Raw genomic sequence first — 15235 nt, 5'->3', positions numbered from 1 at the left:
GTTCTCCTATTCGTCGCCGGCTTGGATCTCGACGGTCGCCGGGGTGAGTGGCCGCCCGTGCAGCAGGTAGCCGTCCTGCACGATGCGGACGACGGTGCGCGGCGGCGCGTCGGGGAAGGACGATTCGGCCGGCTTCACCGTGCTGACGCAGCGGTGCCGGCTCGGGTCGAAAAGCTCGGCGCCCACGTCGATCGGCACCCTCTCGGCGCCGAGGCGCGACAGCACGCCGGAGAGCGTCAGCGACAGGCTGCGGACGTGCCCCTCGGTGGCCACCGGGTCGGAGAAGTCGGCTCGCTGCAGCATGGCGTCGATCGCGCTGAGCGGCCCGATCAGCTCGGTGGCCAGGTCGCGCAACGCGCGGAACGCCAGCTGCCCGCTCAGGTCGGAGCGGAGCGCCGCGATCTCGCGCAGCGCGTCCCCGGCCTGGCCGGCCTGGTTCTGACCGGCCTGGTCCAGCCGGGCGACCAGGGCCGTGTTGTCCTCGGCCACCTCTTCCAGCAGGCTGTGGATCTGGTCCAGGCGCTCGGTCAGGTCCGTGGTCGCCGGTGCCGGTTCGACGGATCGGCTCTGTCGTCGCATCATGGCCTCCGCTGGGCGGTCGGGTCGTCGAGCAGTTCGTCGAGCAGCTCGTTGGGCGTCTCGTCCGTGGTGAAGCCGGTGCGGTACAGGTCGGACGACGGGCGCAGCCGCGCCCCCCGGGCGGTGAGGTGCGCGAAGAGCACCCGGTAGAGCACGTCGGTGCGGTGTGCCGGGTCGGTGAAGAACGGCGCGGCCGCCGAGCGGACGGTGAGTGTGCGCAGTTCCGGGTGCTCGCGGTCGAACTCCTCCCGGCGGGCCGGCCGGACCAGGGGATCGGCGGCGGCGTTGATGCGACGCTGCTTCTCCTCCAGCTCCTCCTTGCGGGCCGGGTCGCTCTCCCCGCGGGCCTCGGTGCGCAGTCGGTTGATCAGCTCGTCGCGGGCCGTGCGGATCTCCGCGATGGTCGCCGTCGGCGCCACCCCGAGCAGCGTGTACGGCGACGAGCCGTCAAGGTCGATCATGAACATCTGTCACTCCCCTCCGTCCCGCCGCCGGCCGAGCTGGGCCAGGAGTTCGTCGAACGCGGCCAGCTCGCCGTCGAGCCCGAACCGCCGGGCCAGTTCGCGACATCTCGTCGCCTCGTCCAGCAACTCGGGCCCGCCCCCGGCCGACAGCCGGTCCAGCACTTTTCCGCGTATCCGGGCGCAGGCGGACGTCGCCACGCCGGTGACCATCGGCCGCGGAATGTCGTCGAGCATCCGCCACATCTGGGGCAGCGTCTCCTCGGCCGGTGCCGCGAGGATGCCGTCGACGAGCACCCGCGCCGCCCTGCGCTGCCGTTGCTCGCCGCCCATCTGGAGCAGCAGCGAGGCCAGCAACACATACGGCGCTGCGCTGGCCGGATATCGTTCCAGCGACTGGCTGATCCGCTGCACGGCCAGCTCGGCGGAGGCCATGTCGCCGGGGCGCAGCGCCTCTTCCGGGATGTCCTCGTACCCGATCCGGTCGATCAGCGCGGTCAGTACCGTCCGGTAGTGCTCGACGTCGGCGGGCGGGTCCGCCGACGGCTGTTGCAGCGCCGCCACCGCGGCGCGGTAGCACTCTCCCGGCCGCTTCGCCTGTAGGAGCGCGTCGCAGTGCGCGGCCCGCAGGGCCAACCGGTCCGGCAGCGCCTCGACGATCTCCCCGAGGCGGGCGACCTGCCGGTTTCGGTCGGCGTCGGTGGACGGCTCGGCGCGGGACCAGATTCCGGCCAGTTCGAGCACCCGCTGCTCGACATACGCGGCCACCTCGATGTCGTCCTGCACCAGGCCCCGGTTGACGAAGATCGACTGCAGAATCCGCCGCGGAAGGCTGCGCTGGTGCCGGATCACCGCCGCCGCCTGACCCTCCCGCGCCGCCGCGACCGGCACCCGGCCCAGCGCCCGGAGCAGCGAGATCAGCACCAGGGTCCGCTGCAGCAGCTCCTCGGCGAGCCGGTCGGCCCGGGGCTTCTCGGTCTCGTAGTACCGGTCCCGGGCCCGGTCCACCGGATCGGCCGACTGGGTGTACGCGTCCTCGGCGAGCCCCGCGACCAGCTCGCGGAAGGCCTTGCCGCCGGCCCAGTCACGCCCGACGACCGCCGTGTCGGCCAGCGCGACCAGAGCGTCGCGAGCCTCGGCAAGCTCGTCGGTGTCCACGTCGCGCGCCGTGCCGAGCAGGTGGATCGGGGAGCGGAAGGAGAGCCGGGCGTTGAGGTAGTAGCTGTCCCAGTGCCGCAGCCAGACGGCGAGCGCGTCCCCGTCCGCCACCCACGCGTCGAGGTCGTCCTCGGTGGGCGTACCGCTCGGCGGCGCGGACCCGCAGTGGCGCTGCCAGCTCTGCCGGGTCAACGCGAGGTGCAGGTCACGCCGCTCGTCCAGCAGCAGCTGCACGTCGCCCACCCCGCCGGCGAGCAGATAGGTCAGCTCGAAGAGGCGCTCCCAGGCCGGCCCGTACTCCTCGGCGGCCTTCATCCGGGCCGCGACCAGGGCCAGGTTGACCGCCACCGGCACCCGGTACGGATCCAGCCCGACCGTCTCCCGCCACAGCAGCCTGGCCTGGCCCAGCGCGCCGTCGGTCCAGGCCCGCGCGGCGTACCCGTCGAGCACGGCGATGCGCAGCTCCTGGAACCAGTGGTCATCCCGCACCGCCGACGGGTAGACGTCGAGCAGCCGCAGAGCGTCGGTCACCGTGACCGCGGCGGACGGCCCGAACCGCTGGTAGTGCAGCGCGCACACCACCGCGACCGGCAGCACCCCGGCGAGCAGGTGCTCCGACGCGCCCCGGACGAACAGCACCGGGTCGCCGGCCTCGGCCAGTTCCAGTGCCGCCGCGAGCGCCCGCAGCGCCGGGTCGTTCCCCACCTCGGGGTCCACCCCGGCGGCAGCGATCTCCTTGCGCACCCCGGCGGGCGGGTCACCGGAGAGCAACAGCATCAGGCAGCCGAGTGCCACGTCGGCCGGGCCGTCCACGCCGATCCGGCTGGCCCCGGCCTTCAGACACGCGACCGGCTGGGCCCGTTTCGCGGCACGGCTCAGCTGGGCCAACAGCCAGACCTGCCACACCCCGGTCAGGTCGGTGGGTGGCTTGGCGCGTCTGCGGGGTTTCTTCTTCTCCTTCTCGTTCTCCCCGGCGGCTTCCGCCTCCGCGTCCGGCTCTCCGCCGGTGAGTACGCCCCCGATCTCCGCCACGGCGGCCTTGAGCCGCTCCGGCTCGCGCGCGGCCAGCGCCGCGATCAGCTCGTCGCCCGCCTGCTGCTCGGCCTTGCCCAGTTCGAGCAGCGCCTCGGCGAGCAGCAGGTGGACGCGGCGGCTGGCCGGGGCCAGTTCGAGGGCCGCGAGGTATTCGGGCACCGCGGCACGAAAGCGCCCGGCCCGGTGCAGCCGCAGGCCCAGGTGCAGGAATCCCTTGGCCAGGAACGGGTCGTGCCGCACCGCCGAGCGCAGCAGCTCGATCCCCTCGCCGGTGTTCGTCTCCGGGTGCACCCCGAGCCGGAACTCGGCCTCGGCCCGCGCGATCATCACCCGGGGGCTGTCACCCATCGTCCGCAGCCGGTCCAGGGCGGCGCGCAGCGTGGCGGGGGCCGTCATTCGTGCTCCGCGTACAGCTCGACCCGGCCGGGCAGGCACACCGCGAGCAGCCGCCCGTCCCTGGTCAGTGTGGCGGCGAGCGCGTCGGGCCAGACCTGCCGCTCGGCGCCGTCGCGCCAATAGGCGCAGCCGCCATCCGGCAGGTCCACCGTGTACCGGCCCGGCACGTCGCAGGACGAGCCGATCCGGTAGCCGGCCGGGAAGGTGGTGTGCAGGATGTGCCTGTCGCCCTGGTCGATCGACCAGGCTTCGAGCCGCGCCGCCAGGAGCCGGTTCGGGTCGGCCGCGACCAGCAGCAGGCAGGTCCCGGGGGCGGCGCCCGCCAGCAGCCGCAGGGCACCCGGTTTCGGCTCGACCGCGTCGGTCCGGTGGTCGACGCCCATCCCGGTCAGCCCGTCCTCGGTGAGCAGCACCAGCCGGGAGCCGGCGTACGCGATGTCGGCGATCGAACCGAATCGCTGCCAGTCCCGCACCCGCGTCTCGCCGTGGTAGATGGCCAGTCGCCCGGAGAGGTCCGCCACCGCGAACCGGTCGCTCTGCTCCGCCACCGCGATCCGGTGCACCCCGGCGGCCACGTCAAGCAGGGCGCGCCGCTGGCCGCCCGCGGTCAGGTGCACGAGCGCCTTCTTCCAGGAACCGGCTACCACACCAGCGGACGTGAACCGCACGTCGCCGACCGTGCCGTCCAGGCGGGTCGCGGCGACCAGCTCGCCGCCGGCGAAGTAGCGGACCGTCCCGTCCCAGCCGCCGACGGCCACCTGGGCGTCCCGACCGGTGACCGCGAGCCGCACGGGGACCGGGCCGTCGTCACGCCAGTGCGCCCGGGGTCCGTGATAGACGGCGAGCGTCTCGGTGTCGGCCTCCCAGACCAGCACCCGCCCGGCGCCGAGCGGCCAGGCCTGCCGGGCAACCACCGGATAGGACTCGATCAGCTCCGGCGCGGACGTGGCCGGTGCGGCCGGCGGTGCCAGCTCCCCCAGCAGCGAGCCGAGGTCCGGCTCGTCTGGCAGCCGGCCGTGTTCCTCCTCCAGGAGGCCGCGCAGGCTGGCCACGCTGCGGCACCCGGCCAGCCGTCGCAGCGTCTCCGCGGCGCCGGCCGGCAGCGCCTCGTCGCCCGCCTCCGGCGCGCCGGCGAGCAGGGTGCGCAGCAGCGCCGGCACCGCCGGCAGGTCGGCCTCCGGCGAGTCGGGGTCCCGGCCCGGGACGCGCAGCCGCACCGAGCCGTACCGGCTCAGCAGCACGTCGGACGGCGATAGCCGGCCGTGGGCCAGCGGTGGTCGCGCTCCGTGCAGACGCGCCAGCACGCGGGCCACGCCAAGACCTATTTCGTACGCCGGGCCGGCCGGCAACCGCCCTCCGTGCCGGGCCGCGAGCTCCGCCGCCGAGATGTCGCGGACCGGCGGGAACACCAGATATACGCAGTCCGGGCCGTCACCGACGCGCAGGGTCCCGGTGTCGCGGGGCACTATCGCCTCGGAACCGGCGACGCTCGCGTACCGGCCGATCAGCTCGGCGAACCGGACCTCCCCCTGGGCCGGAATCTCCGCCAGGACGATCGAGATCTCCTCGCCGACCGCCGTGTCCCGCCCGGCGAAGAGCGGGCCCAGCGCCGTGCGGGCCAGCTCGGGCTCGCGCAGCAGCAGGCTGGTGCCCGGGAGCCGTACCTCGCCGGGGTCGCCGAGCCGCGGCAGTGCGGCCAGGATCCGCTGCGGGCCGCCCCGGCGCGGGCGGTCCGGGAACGCCCAGTCGGCAAGGCCGTCGAGCGCCGCCAGGGCGGGATCGATCGATTCCCGGGTGAAGGTCGCCCGGTCGATCTGCTCGCCGACCACCATGGTGCCGAACGTCCGGATGTAGGTCAGCGACCGCGCGACCTCGGCGGGGAGCTTCCCGGAGACGAGAAGCTCGTGGAAGATCGTTTCCAGCGGTGTGCCGCTCCCGGGCTCGCCGATCTCCCGGCGGTGGAGAAACCAGGCCAGATTCCCGGCCGCCTTCAGCAGCAGGAAGAGCGCGACGTCCGGCTCGGACAGATGCTCGAACGGCGCCTCGCACGCCGCCAGGACGCTCTCCTCGTCGACGTGGCGCCGCGGCCGGGGCGGCGCGTCCCGGATGCTCCGCTTGACCTGTTCGTACGCCTTGTCCACCGTCATCGGATCGGTGAAGTCGCAGATGGTCACGTTGCGGATGAAGCGCGGCAGCTCCACGGTGAGCGGCATGAGTTTGATCGGGATGGTGCGTCCTCGCAGGCTAGCCGGATCGTCGTTGCTGCTGGACACCATCTCGAACTGCGTGTATTCGCGGCGCAGGTAGGTGTCGGTGAGAAAGACAATCGTCTGCACCGAGTCGTCGAGCCCGATACTCAACTGCGTCATGATGCTGCGCCCGGCGCGCATCTGGTCCTGGTCGAACCAGACCGAGAACCCGTCACCCCTCAGCCGCTCGACCCAGGGCATCACGAGCGTGATGTCGGCCGTGGCGTAGCTGACGAAGATGTCGAATCCGACGGGTGCGCTCACGACCGACCCCGCTCCCCGCCCCGGACGTGCACGCACCGGAACCACGTAACCATGGCAACCCCCTGCCGGTTCTGTGCAAGAACGTCAAGAGTGCTGCCCAGGCTATGCGGTGATCCGGATGCCGCGCACCGTCCTCATCTGACGGATCGTCGACAGCGGATATGTAAGGCAAACGGCGGGCCCGCGCGGAATCCGCACACCGGCTCGGCCGGATGTCACTGATCCGCGGAATGACCCAGCATCACGTCGATGTTGCGCACCCCGGCCAACTGCCCGAGGCCCCGCACGTAGTCGAGCAGGCCCAGGCGCATGGCCTCCAGCTCGGCGCGGCACTGCGCGTTGCCCGGCCACTGCGACTCGGGCACGTCGGGGTTCACCCTCTCCCACTGCAGCAACTGTGGGTGCCACTTGGCCAGGAACGGCCGCATCTGGGCGTTGAGCATGCCGATGGCCAGGTGCTCGACGGTCTGCGTGCCGCCGGCGCCGGCCGTCGGCCCCGCCTCCACCAGGGTCTGGCGCACCGACTGGAACAGGGAGTAGAGCGAGTTGAGCGTCTCACGGACAACGCCGGTGCCCTCGGTCAGCGGCTGCGTGGAGACGCGAGTGACGGACTCGACGAACAGCCGCCACGCCACTCCCTCGTTGGACGGAGTAACCGCGAAGGTCAGATCGGTGAAGTTCGGGATCGACACGGTCAGCTCCGTGAGATACATCGTCCGGGAGTACGCGTAGAACACCAGAGCGGCCACCCCACCCGCCACGGTGCCGCACAACATGAACAGCGCCGCACCGGTCAGTTGGCTCCCCCAGTAGACCGCGAAGCCGACGACCGCGCCGGTGACCAGCCCGACAAGCAGGGCGAACCAACGTGTGTAAACCCTCCGGTGCCGCAAATCGCTCATGATCCCCCGCCCCGAGAAAACTCACCGTCCCCGAGTAGTAGAGCATGGCAAACTCCGGCCACTGTAGACGTTGGGGCCCGTCCGCTGGCGTCGGACAGTTCGGTCCGTCAGCCGACAACCGTTCTCACATATCCCGGAAGCGAATCAGGTGTTGTTGCGGCGACGGCGAGCCTCGATGTCGCGCTGCACCTCGGGGTCCCATTGGCCGGCGTTCCAGTCTTCGCTCGTCGGAGTGGGCGACAGCGGCCACGCCGGGTCTTGCCCGGCAACCGGCGAGTAGTGTCCGACGCCGACTCGGTTGGCGTGGGCGATCAGCCGCAGGACCCGCGCCCGGCTGTGCAACATGCCCCCGATCAGCGCGGCGGCTCCAAGGGTGCGCAGGGCCGCCTGGCCGAACAGAATGGCCGGGGCGGTCCGATCGGCGGCCAGCCAGGCGATGGCGGCGCTGGCCACGACGCAGGCGGGGAAGACGCGCGTGCCCCAGTGGCGGCTGTAGAAGCGGCCCGAGGAGCCGTGTGCCTCGGCGAGCTGGCGGGTGCCACGGCCCCAGATCAACGCACTGACAGCCAGGCCGATGACGGCGGCGGCCAGGATCAGGTTGGCCAGGACGAAACCGATCGCCGCCCCGAGATCCGACGGGGGCAGCGGCCGGGCCCGGTCGCTCGCGATGCTGCTGAAGACGGCCGCAGCGATGGCGGCCACGACGAAGAGGACGGCGAACCCGACCGTGAACCAGGTCGCGACGTTCCAGCCCGCGGTCCGGACCGCGGGCGGAGGTGTGGAGGACCGGCACGTGTGGCCCTGGCCGGGGTGTTCGAGTTCGGCTCCGCATGTCGTGCAGTGCAACGTGTTCTCCTGAGCGGCGCGGCCGAGACGTCGCTGGGCCAGGTGACCTGGGCATCGCATGTCTCGTCGCGCGGGGTGAGGGATCCGCCGGGTCCGGCGCGTAGAGGATCATGCCCGGTCGGTGCCGATCCGGCGACCCCGCGAAACGCGGGCAGGAGTTCGCGGCCCCCGCATCAACGGGTGTGAGCAGCTCGCCGCCCTCAGTGATCGGGTGGGGGTGATCCGTGTTGGTATCGGTGACGGGTCACCCCGATCAACCGCCGTCCACCGCTCGTCGACCGCCGGTCCCGAGCGGTGGCCTGACCGATCAGGCATGGCCAGAGGGGGCCTGCCCCTCGGCCGCCGACGGCCCTATCGTCGGTCCATGGCCGAGGAAACGCGGGTTCTGGAGGGCAAGGCAGCCGTGGTCACCGGCGGCTCGCGGGGCATCGGGCGCGCGGTCGTGCAGCGGCTGGCCCGCGACGGCGCGACAGTCGTGTTCGGTTGGCGCAGCGACGCCGAGGCCGCCGCCGAGGTGGAGACGTCGGTCGCGGCCGCTGGCGGCGTCGCCCACGGCGTACAGGCCGACCTCGCCGAGCCGGACGGTGTGTCCACCCTCCTCGCGCAGGCCCAGACCCACCTGGCCGGCCTGGACCTGCTGGTCAACAACGCCGCGGCCCGGCACACGCCGGCGCCCCTGGTCCACCTGTCCGAGGACGAGTACGACCGGCTGATGGCGGTCAACGCCCGCGCGGTGTTCCTGGCGCTGCGGCACGCCGCCCGGCACATGCGCGACGGCGGTCGCATCGTCAACCTGTCCACGATCAACACGGTCATGCCGGGGCCGGGCATCGCCGCCTACGCGGCCAGCAAGGGCGCGGTGGAGCAACTGTCCGCGGTGGCCTCCCGGGAGCTGGCGGCGCGGGGCATCACGGTCAACACCGTGTCCCCGGGCGCCACCGACACCGACCTGTTGCACGCGACGAACAGCGCACAGAGCGTGGAGATCGCCGCGCGGGTCACCCCGCTGGGTCGCCTCGGTCAGCCGGCCGACGTGGCCGACGTGGTCGCGTTCCTCTGTGGTCCGGACGCCCGCTGGGTGACCGGGCAGAACATCCACGCCGCCGGCGGGCTGGGCTGACCGACCCTCAGGGCGCCTGGAGGAACGGCAGCACCAGCCCCAGCAGCAGGTCGGGGCACGCCAGCAGCGCGGCGTGCGAGGTGCCGGGCAGCACCGCGAGCTGCGACGGCGGCAGGCCGACCAGGTCACCGGGTACGCCGCCGCCGCGCAGCCGGAACATCCGTACCGCGTGCTCGGGCGTCACCAGGTCGGCGTCGCCGATCACCACGAGCGTGGGCGCGGCCAGGGCGCGGACCTCGTCGGTGGTCAGGTCGGTCATGCCGGTCTCCAGCGCCGTGGTGCGCTCGACAAGCGCCGCGAACCCCGACGGGTCGGGGGCGACGGCGGCGTACGCGCGCTCGAACGGTGACCCCGCCAGCATGGCCGGCGTGAGGTGGGCGACGCCGTCGAGCACACCCGGGTGGAAACCGTCGCGGTCGAAGGCGTGGCCCACGAAGACCAGCTTGCGGACCAGGTCGGGCCGCCGTGCCGCGAGGTGCAGCGCGACGCCGGCGCCGAGGTCGTAGCCGAGTACGTCGAGCGGCCCCGTTCCCAGGTGGTCGAGGACCGCCGCGGTGTCGTCGGCCATCGACTCCAGCGTCAGCGGGCGGTCCGCGGCACGGGTGTGGCCGTGCCCCTGCTGTTCCACCGCGAGCACCCGGCGGCTCTTCGCCAGCGCGGGCAGCAGGGTGGCGAACGACGTCTCGATGGTGGCGAGCGAGCCGTGCAGCAGCAGGATCGGATCGCCCTCGCCGTGCTCCTCGTAGTAGACGTCGAGACCCTCGGCCGGCGCGTAACCCATGGCTCCATGGTGAACGCAGGTGATCACGGGCGGTAGCTGCCCAATCGGCTACACCGGACGCCGTCGCCGAATTATCCTATGGACTGCGGTAAATGTCCATGTGGAATACTCGCATTCATGAGCGACAGCATCCCGGCTACCGCTGCCCCCCCGACCGACGTGGCCGCCACGATTCGGGCGTTCCTGGCTGAGGTGGTCGGCGATGCCCCGGCCCCGGACGAGGACATCTTCGCCCGCGGCACCGTCACGTCCCTGTTCGCGCTGCAGCTCATCGCCTTCGTGGAGAACACCTTCGGCATCGAGGTCGAGCCCGAGGACCTGGATTTCGCGAACTTCCGGACCATCGACGCGGTCACCGCCTTCGTGGGCGGCAAACGTGCCGCCGCGAATCGCGGCTGAGCGGGGACGCCGTGGACACCGACGACGCCGTCGTGGCCGAGGCCACCGACTTCGCCGACACGGTACGCTCCGCCGCCGCCGGATGGGACCGGACGGGCGCGCTGCCCTCCGCCGTCGTGGCGGAGGCGGGCGCGGCCGGTCTGCTCGCCCGGGACCTACCCCGACGCTACGGCGGCGCGGGCGCGTCGCCGGAGGCGCTGGGTGAGGCCACCGCCCGGATCGGTGCGGTGTGCTCCTCGCTGCGCGCGCTGCTCACCGTGCAGGGCATGGTCGCCGCCGCGCTCGCCCGCTGGGGCTCGGCCGACCAGCGGGAGCGGTGGTTGCCGGCGCTGGCCACCGGCGCGCGGGTCGCCGGCTTCGCCGCCACCGAGGAGGGCGCCGGCACCGAGCTGTCCGCCGTGGCCACCAGCATCGAACCGGTCGGCGACTCGGTGCGGGTCACCGGCCGCAAGCAGTGGGTGACGTTCGGCGCGACCGCCGACCTGCTGCTCGTGATCGGACGTCTGGGCGGGGCACCGGCCGCGGTGCTGGTCGAGGGCGACCGACCGGGCCTGCGCCGGGAGCCGGTACGCGGTCAGCTCGGCCTTCGGGCAGCCCAGGTGGCCCACCTCGACCTGGACGGCGTCCGGGTCCCCCGCTCGCACCTCGTCGCACCCGCCGGGTTCGGGTTGTCCCACGTCGCCGGCACCGCGCTCGACCACGGCCGCTACACCGTGGCGTGGGGGTGCGTCGGGATGGCGCGGGCCTGCCAGCGGGCCGCCACCGGGCACGCCGTGGACCGCACACAGGGCGAGGTACGCCTCGCCGACCACCAGGTGGTGCGCGCCATGCTCGGCCGGGGACACGTCGCGGTCACCGCCGCCGAACAGCTCTGCCGGCACGCGGCGCGGCTCCGCGCCGCCCGTGACCCGGACGCCGTGGCCGGCACCGTCCTGGCGAAGTACGCCGCCTCCCGCGCCGCCGCCCAGGTCAGCCGGGACGCCGTGCAGGTGCACGGCGCGGCCGGCTGCGACGCGGACAGCCTGGTGGGCCGGTTCCTGCGCGACGCCACGGTCATGCGAATCATCGAGGGCTCCGACGAGGTGAGCGAGTTGCACCTCGCCGACCACGCCATCCGCGCCCACCGGCGCCGCGACGCGGCGACGCCGACCACGCCGGTACCCGTGGTGGTGCCGTCGTGACCGCACCGGTCTGGCTCGGCCCGGTAAGCGTCCACCTGCCGCCGGAGGCGGTGGCGGTGGCCGCGCTACCGGAGGTGGCGGCGCTGCCGGAGGCGCGCCGGGCCCACGTGCTGTCCCTCGGCATCGACGAGGTGCGCTGCCTGCGCGACCACCACGGCCGGCCGGGACCAGGGGCCGAGGTGGACCTGGCCGCCGCCGCGGCGCGCCAGGCGCTGGACCGGGCCGGCCTGGCGGCCGACGACCTGGACGCGCTGATCCTCGTACAGGGCCGCGCGCCGCAGTACCTGCTGGCCTCCGAGGCGACCCGGTTGCAGGCCCGCATCGGCGCGACCCGGGCAGCCACGCTCAGCGTCGGCGACCTGGGCTGCGTGTCGGTGTCCGCAGCGATCGACGTGGGCGTGGCGCTGCTGCGCGGTCGGCCGGCCTGGCGGCACGTGTTGGTGGCCATGGGCGCCGCCGCCGCCACCGAGGAGCGCTACCGGCCTCCGATGACAGTCCTCGGTGACGCCGGCGCGGCCGTGCTGCTCGGCCGGGAGACGGGTCGGTGGGGCTGGGTCGAGCACGCGCTGCGCAGCGACGGCAGCTACGCCGACCTGTTCCACATCGACTACCGGGACGTTCCGGCCAGCGACTGGCGGGAGACCTGCTCCGACGAGTTGACCTACTCGTTCCGGCTGGCCATGGAGAGCCGCAACCGGCTGCGCGACCTCAACCGGGAGGTCCTCGCGGCCCGGGGCCTCACCCCGGACCGGCTGGACGCGGTGCTCATGCAGAACCTGTCCCGCGGCGCGTTCGCGTTCTGGCAGAGCGCCCTGGAGGTCACGATCGACGACGCCTGCCCGACAAACCTGGCCCGCTACGGGCACCTCGGCCCGATCGACGTGCTCGCCAACCTGGACGACACCGCCGACGCCGTGGCACCGGGAGGGCACGTCCTGGTGATGAACAGCAGCCCGGTCGCGGCCTGGAGCAGCGCCCTGCTGGTGCGCGGGACGGACCAGTGATGAGCCAGACGGTGAAGTGCCTGGTGTGGGACCTCGACGACACGCTGTGGGGCGGCGTCGTGCTGGAGGGCGACAAGCCGGCGCCGATCCCGGCGGCGGTCGGCACCCTGCACGCCCTCGACGAGCGGGGCATCCTGCACGCCGTGGCCAGCCGTGGCCACCACGACACCGCCGCCGCCCACCTCGACGCGGTGGGACTGGCCGACATGTTCTGCGCCGTCGAGGTCGGCTGGGGCGACAAGTCGACGGCGGTACGGCGGATCGCCGAGACCCTCGGCATCGGCTCGGACACCCTCGCCTTCGTCGACAACGACCCGGTGGAGCGGGCCGAGGTGGCCCACGCGCTGCCGCTGGTGCGCTGCTACGACGCCACGCAGGTCGGCGAGTTGCCCGCCCGCGTCGAGTTCCAGCCGCCGTTCGTCACCGACGAGTCGCGGCGGCGCCGGCGGATGTACCAGGCCGAGCACCGTCGCGCCGCCGCCGAGAAGGACTGGGACCAGCCGAACACCGACTTCCTGGCGAGCCTCGACCTGGTGCTGACCGTCCGGCGGGCCACCGAGGACGACCTGGCACGCGCCCACGAGCTGACCGTACGCACCCACCAGCTCAACAGCACCGGCATCACGTACGGGATGGACGAGCTGCGAGCCATGTGCCGTGACGACGGCTACCAGGTGACCGTCGCCGAGCTGTCCGACCGCTTCGGCTCCTACGGCACGATCGGCCTGGCCGTCACCCGGCTCACCGACACCGAGTCGGTGCTGGAGCTGCTGCTGATGTCTTGCCGGGTGGTCTCCCGTGGCGTCGGCGCGGTGCTGCTCGACCACCTGGTGCGTACCGCGGTCGCCGCCGGCCGCCGCCCGGTCGCCGAGCTGGTGCCCACGCCGGTCAACCGGATCATGCTGGTGACGCTGCGCTTCAGCGGCTTCGAGATCGTCCGGCGTGACGCCGACCGGATGCTGCTCGCCGCCAACCCGGCCCTGCTGCCCCCGACCCGCCCCGGTCACGTACGCGTCGACGACCGCACGGGCGTGCCCCGATGACGCCGTTGGTGGTCGACATCCTCGCCCACGCGAGCGAGACCCCGGAGACGCCGGCGGTGGTCGTGGGAAACGAGGTGCTGAGCTACGGCGCGCTCGCGGACGCCGTCGACCACCTGTCGATGCGTCTGGTCGCCGCCGGTGTGCTGCCCGGCACCGTGGTGGCCGTCCACCTCGAACAGTCGACGGCCACGGTGGTCGCCATGCTGGCCGCCGCACGGGTGGGCGCCGCGTGGTCGGTGGTCGAGCCGGGGCAGCCGGCGGGGCGGCTGGCGGCGGTGGTGCGCGACACCGACTGCCGGGTGCTGGTGCACGCCGGCAGCCGCCCGGCCTGCGCGGACACGCTGGCCCACCTCGACGTCCGTGACCTGGTGGCCGCGCCACCGGTGCCGCTGCCAACGATGTTGCCACTGGACCTGCCCGCGTACGTCATCCACACCTCCGGTTCGACCGGCCGGCCGAAGGGCGTGGTCGTCGGCCACGCCAACCTGGACGCCTCGATCCGCTGCCGCGGCGTGCTCTACGGCGCCGAGCCACCGACGTTCCTGTCCGCCCTGCGCCTGTCGTTCGACGGCAGCCTGGGCGCCACCCTGTGGACGCTGCGCCGAGGCGGCACGGTGGTGCTGCCCGACGAGGAGCGGATGGCCGACCCCGGTGCCGTCGCCGCGCTCGCCGCCACCCACGCCGCGACCCACCTCATCTGCGTGCCGTCCTACTATCGGCTGCTCCTCGACCACGCCGCGCTGCTGCCGCCCACGCTGAGGCACGTGAGCGTCGGCGGTGAGCGGTGCGACGCCGACCTGGTGCGTCGGCACCGCCACCTGCTGCCGGAGACCGAGCTGGCCAACGAGTACGGGCCGACCGAGGCCATCGTCTCGTGCACCTTCCTGCGGGTGGCGCCGACGCACCGCCACGGTGAGGTGCCGATCGGCGCACCGCTGCCCGGGGCGAGCGTGCACGTCCTCGACGCCGCGCTGCGCGAGCAGCCGCCGGGCCGTGTCGGCGAGCTGTACGTCGGCGGCTCGTTCCTGGCGCAGGGCTACGCCGGGCAACCGGCCCGCACCGCCGAGCGGTTCGTCGCCGACCCGTTCGCCGCCGAGCCGGGCGCCCGGCTGTACCGCACCGGGGACCTGGCCGCGTGCCGCGCCGACGGCACCGTGGAGTTTCGGGGACGGGCCGACGACCAGGTCAAGGTACGCGGGCACCGGGTCGAGCCGGCCGAGGTGGCCGAGGTGGTGAGTGTCCACCCCGGGGTACGCCAGGCCGCCGTGTTGCTCGACCCGCTGGTACCCGAGCCGGTGCTCGTCGCGTACCTGGTCTGCGACGGCCCGCCCCCGTCGCCGGTGGTGCTCCGGGCGCTGTGCCGCGAGTCGCTGCCGCCGGCCGCCGTGCCGGCGCGGTTCGTGGCGGTGCCCGCGATACCGCTGACCGTCAACGGCAAGCTCGACCGGGACGCCCTCGCGCGGCTCGGCGCCGCACGCGAGGAGGACCCGGTGGACGCGCCCGCTGATCACGACTGGACCGGGCTGCAACGCGCGGTGGCCGACATCTGGGCCGAGGTGCTGGGGCACCGGGGCTGCGGCCTGGACGACAACTTCTTCGACGCCGGCGGCACCTCGCTCAAGGTGGTCGACCTGCACAAGCGCCTGGACCGCCGGTGGTCCGGGGCGGTCCGGGTGGGTGAGCTGTTCGACGCCAAGACGATCGCGGCGCAGGCGGCGGTCATCGCCGGAGTGGCGGACACGCCCGCCGCCGACCGCGCCGGGCCGCCGCCCGCCGCCGCGCTCAGCTTCGAAGTGTGACCCCCGGGAGGGAGAACG

The 15235-nt window shown here is 73.4% G+C and carries 13 protein-coding genes; 6 read left to right on the top strand and 7 right to left on the bottom strand.

Annotated features, from left to right (window positions below; translation table 11 throughout):
- Nucleotides 1–6: 6 nt before the first annotated feature.
- From ACGFH8_RS18350 to ACGFH8_RS18325, 6 genes are all read right to left on the bottom strand, one after another.
- Nucleotides 7–579 carry a nucleotide exchange factor GrpE gene (locus ACGFH8_RS18350; protein WP_393368301.1) on the bottom strand — a complete coding sequence of 191 codons (573 nt, stop codon included), beginning with the start codon at nucleotides 577–579 and terminating at the stop codon, nucleotides 7–9.
- Nucleotides 579–1046: a hypothetical protein gene (locus ACGFH8_RS18345; protein ID WP_393368299.1), complete on the bottom strand. Its 468-nt coding sequence runs from the start codon at nucleotides 1044–1046 to the stop codon at nucleotides 579–581. The genes ACGFH8_RS18350 and ACGFH8_RS18345 overlap by 1 nt, the downstream gene beginning before the upstream one ends.
- 3 nt (nucleotides 1047–1049) lie before the next feature.
- Nucleotides 1050–3629 (bottom strand): hypothetical protein, encoded by a 2580-nt coding sequence (locus ACGFH8_RS18340; RefSeq protein ID WP_393368297.1) that lies wholly within the window; start codon nucleotides 3627–3629, stop codon nucleotides 1050–1052.
- Nucleotides 3626–6142: a TIR domain-containing protein gene (locus ACGFH8_RS18335; protein WP_393368296.1), complete on the bottom strand. Its 2517-nt coding sequence runs from the start codon at nucleotides 6140–6142 to the stop codon at nucleotides 3626–3628. The genes ACGFH8_RS18340 and ACGFH8_RS18335 overlap by 4 nt, the downstream gene beginning before the upstream one ends.
- Before the next feature lie 215 nt (nucleotides 6143–6357).
- On the bottom strand, nucleotides 6358–7044 hold the full coding sequence (locus ACGFH8_RS18330) for a hypothetical protein (protein WP_393368295.1): 687 nt from the start codon (nucleotides 7042–7044) through the stop codon (nucleotides 6358–6360).
- Nucleotides 7045–7188: 144 nt separating this feature from the next.
- Nucleotides 7189–7890, bottom strand: a complete 702-nt coding sequence (locus ACGFH8_RS18325; protein WP_393368293.1) for a hypothetical protein — start codon at nucleotides 7888–7890, stop codon at nucleotides 7189–7191.
- A 364-nt stretch (nucleotides 7891–8254) separates the two neighbouring features.
- On the opposite strand from ACGFH8_RS18325, the gene ACGFH8_RS18320 reads away from it, so the two are divergent.
- Complete coding sequence (locus tag ACGFH8_RS18320; RefSeq protein WP_393368291.1) at nucleotides 8255–9010, top strand: SDR family oxidoreductase; 756 nt, start codon at nucleotides 8255–8257, stop codon at nucleotides 9008–9010.
- A gap of 7 nt (nucleotides 9011–9017) precedes the next feature.
- On the opposite strand, the gene ACGFH8_RS18315 is transcribed toward ACGFH8_RS18320, so the two are convergent.
- Nucleotides 9018–9791 carry an alpha/beta fold hydrolase gene (locus ACGFH8_RS18315; RefSeq protein ID WP_393368290.1) on the bottom strand — a complete coding sequence of 258 codons (774 nt, stop codon included), beginning with the start codon at nucleotides 9789–9791 and terminating at the stop codon, nucleotides 9018–9020.
- A gap of 117 nt (nucleotides 9792–9908) precedes the next feature.
- On the opposite strand from ACGFH8_RS18315, the gene ACGFH8_RS18310 reads away from it, so the two are divergent.
- From ACGFH8_RS18310 to ACGFH8_RS18290, 5 genes are read left to right on the top strand one after another with little or no spacing between them, the layout of a single operon-like run.
- Nucleotides 9909–10190, top strand: a complete 282-nt coding sequence (locus ACGFH8_RS18310; RefSeq protein ID WP_393368288.1) for an acyl carrier protein — start codon at nucleotides 9909–9911, stop codon at nucleotides 10188–10190.
- 11 nt (nucleotides 10191–10201) lie between these two features.
- Entirely contained in the window at nucleotides 10202–11371 is a 1170-nt protein-coding gene (locus ACGFH8_RS18305) for an acyl-CoA dehydrogenase family protein (RefSeq protein ID WP_393368287.1), read from the top strand.
- Nucleotides 11368–12375, top strand: coding sequence for a hypothetical protein (locus ACGFH8_RS18300; RefSeq protein WP_393368285.1), 1008 nt, complete (start codon nucleotides 11368–11370; stop codon nucleotides 12373–12375). The genes ACGFH8_RS18305 and ACGFH8_RS18300 overlap by 4 nt, the downstream gene beginning before the upstream one ends.
- Complete coding sequence (locus tag ACGFH8_RS18295; RefSeq protein ID WP_393368283.1) at nucleotides 12375–13418, top strand: HAD-IIIC family phosphatase; 1044 nt, start codon at nucleotides 12375–12377, stop codon at nucleotides 13416–13418. The genes ACGFH8_RS18300 and ACGFH8_RS18295 overlap by 1 nt, the downstream gene beginning before the upstream one ends.
- Nucleotides 13415–15217 carry a non-ribosomal peptide synthetase gene (locus ACGFH8_RS18290; protein WP_393368282.1) on the top strand — a complete coding sequence of 601 codons (1803 nt, stop codon included), beginning with the start codon at nucleotides 13415–13417 and terminating at the stop codon, nucleotides 15215–15217. Before ACGFH8_RS18295 ends, ACGFH8_RS18290 begins: the two co-directional genes overlap by 4 nt.
- Nucleotides 15218–15235 lie beyond the last annotated feature (18 nt).

Origin of the sequence: Micromonospora sp. NPDC049175 (assembly GCF_043197345.1) — a bacterium.
In the GTDB taxonomy this organism is placed as follows: Bacteria; Actinomycetota; Actinomycetes; order Mycobacteriales; family Micromonosporaceae; genus Micromonospora.
The sequence above is the reverse complement of the archived record's forward strand: the minus strand, read 5'-3'. Positions and strand labels throughout refer to the sequence as shown.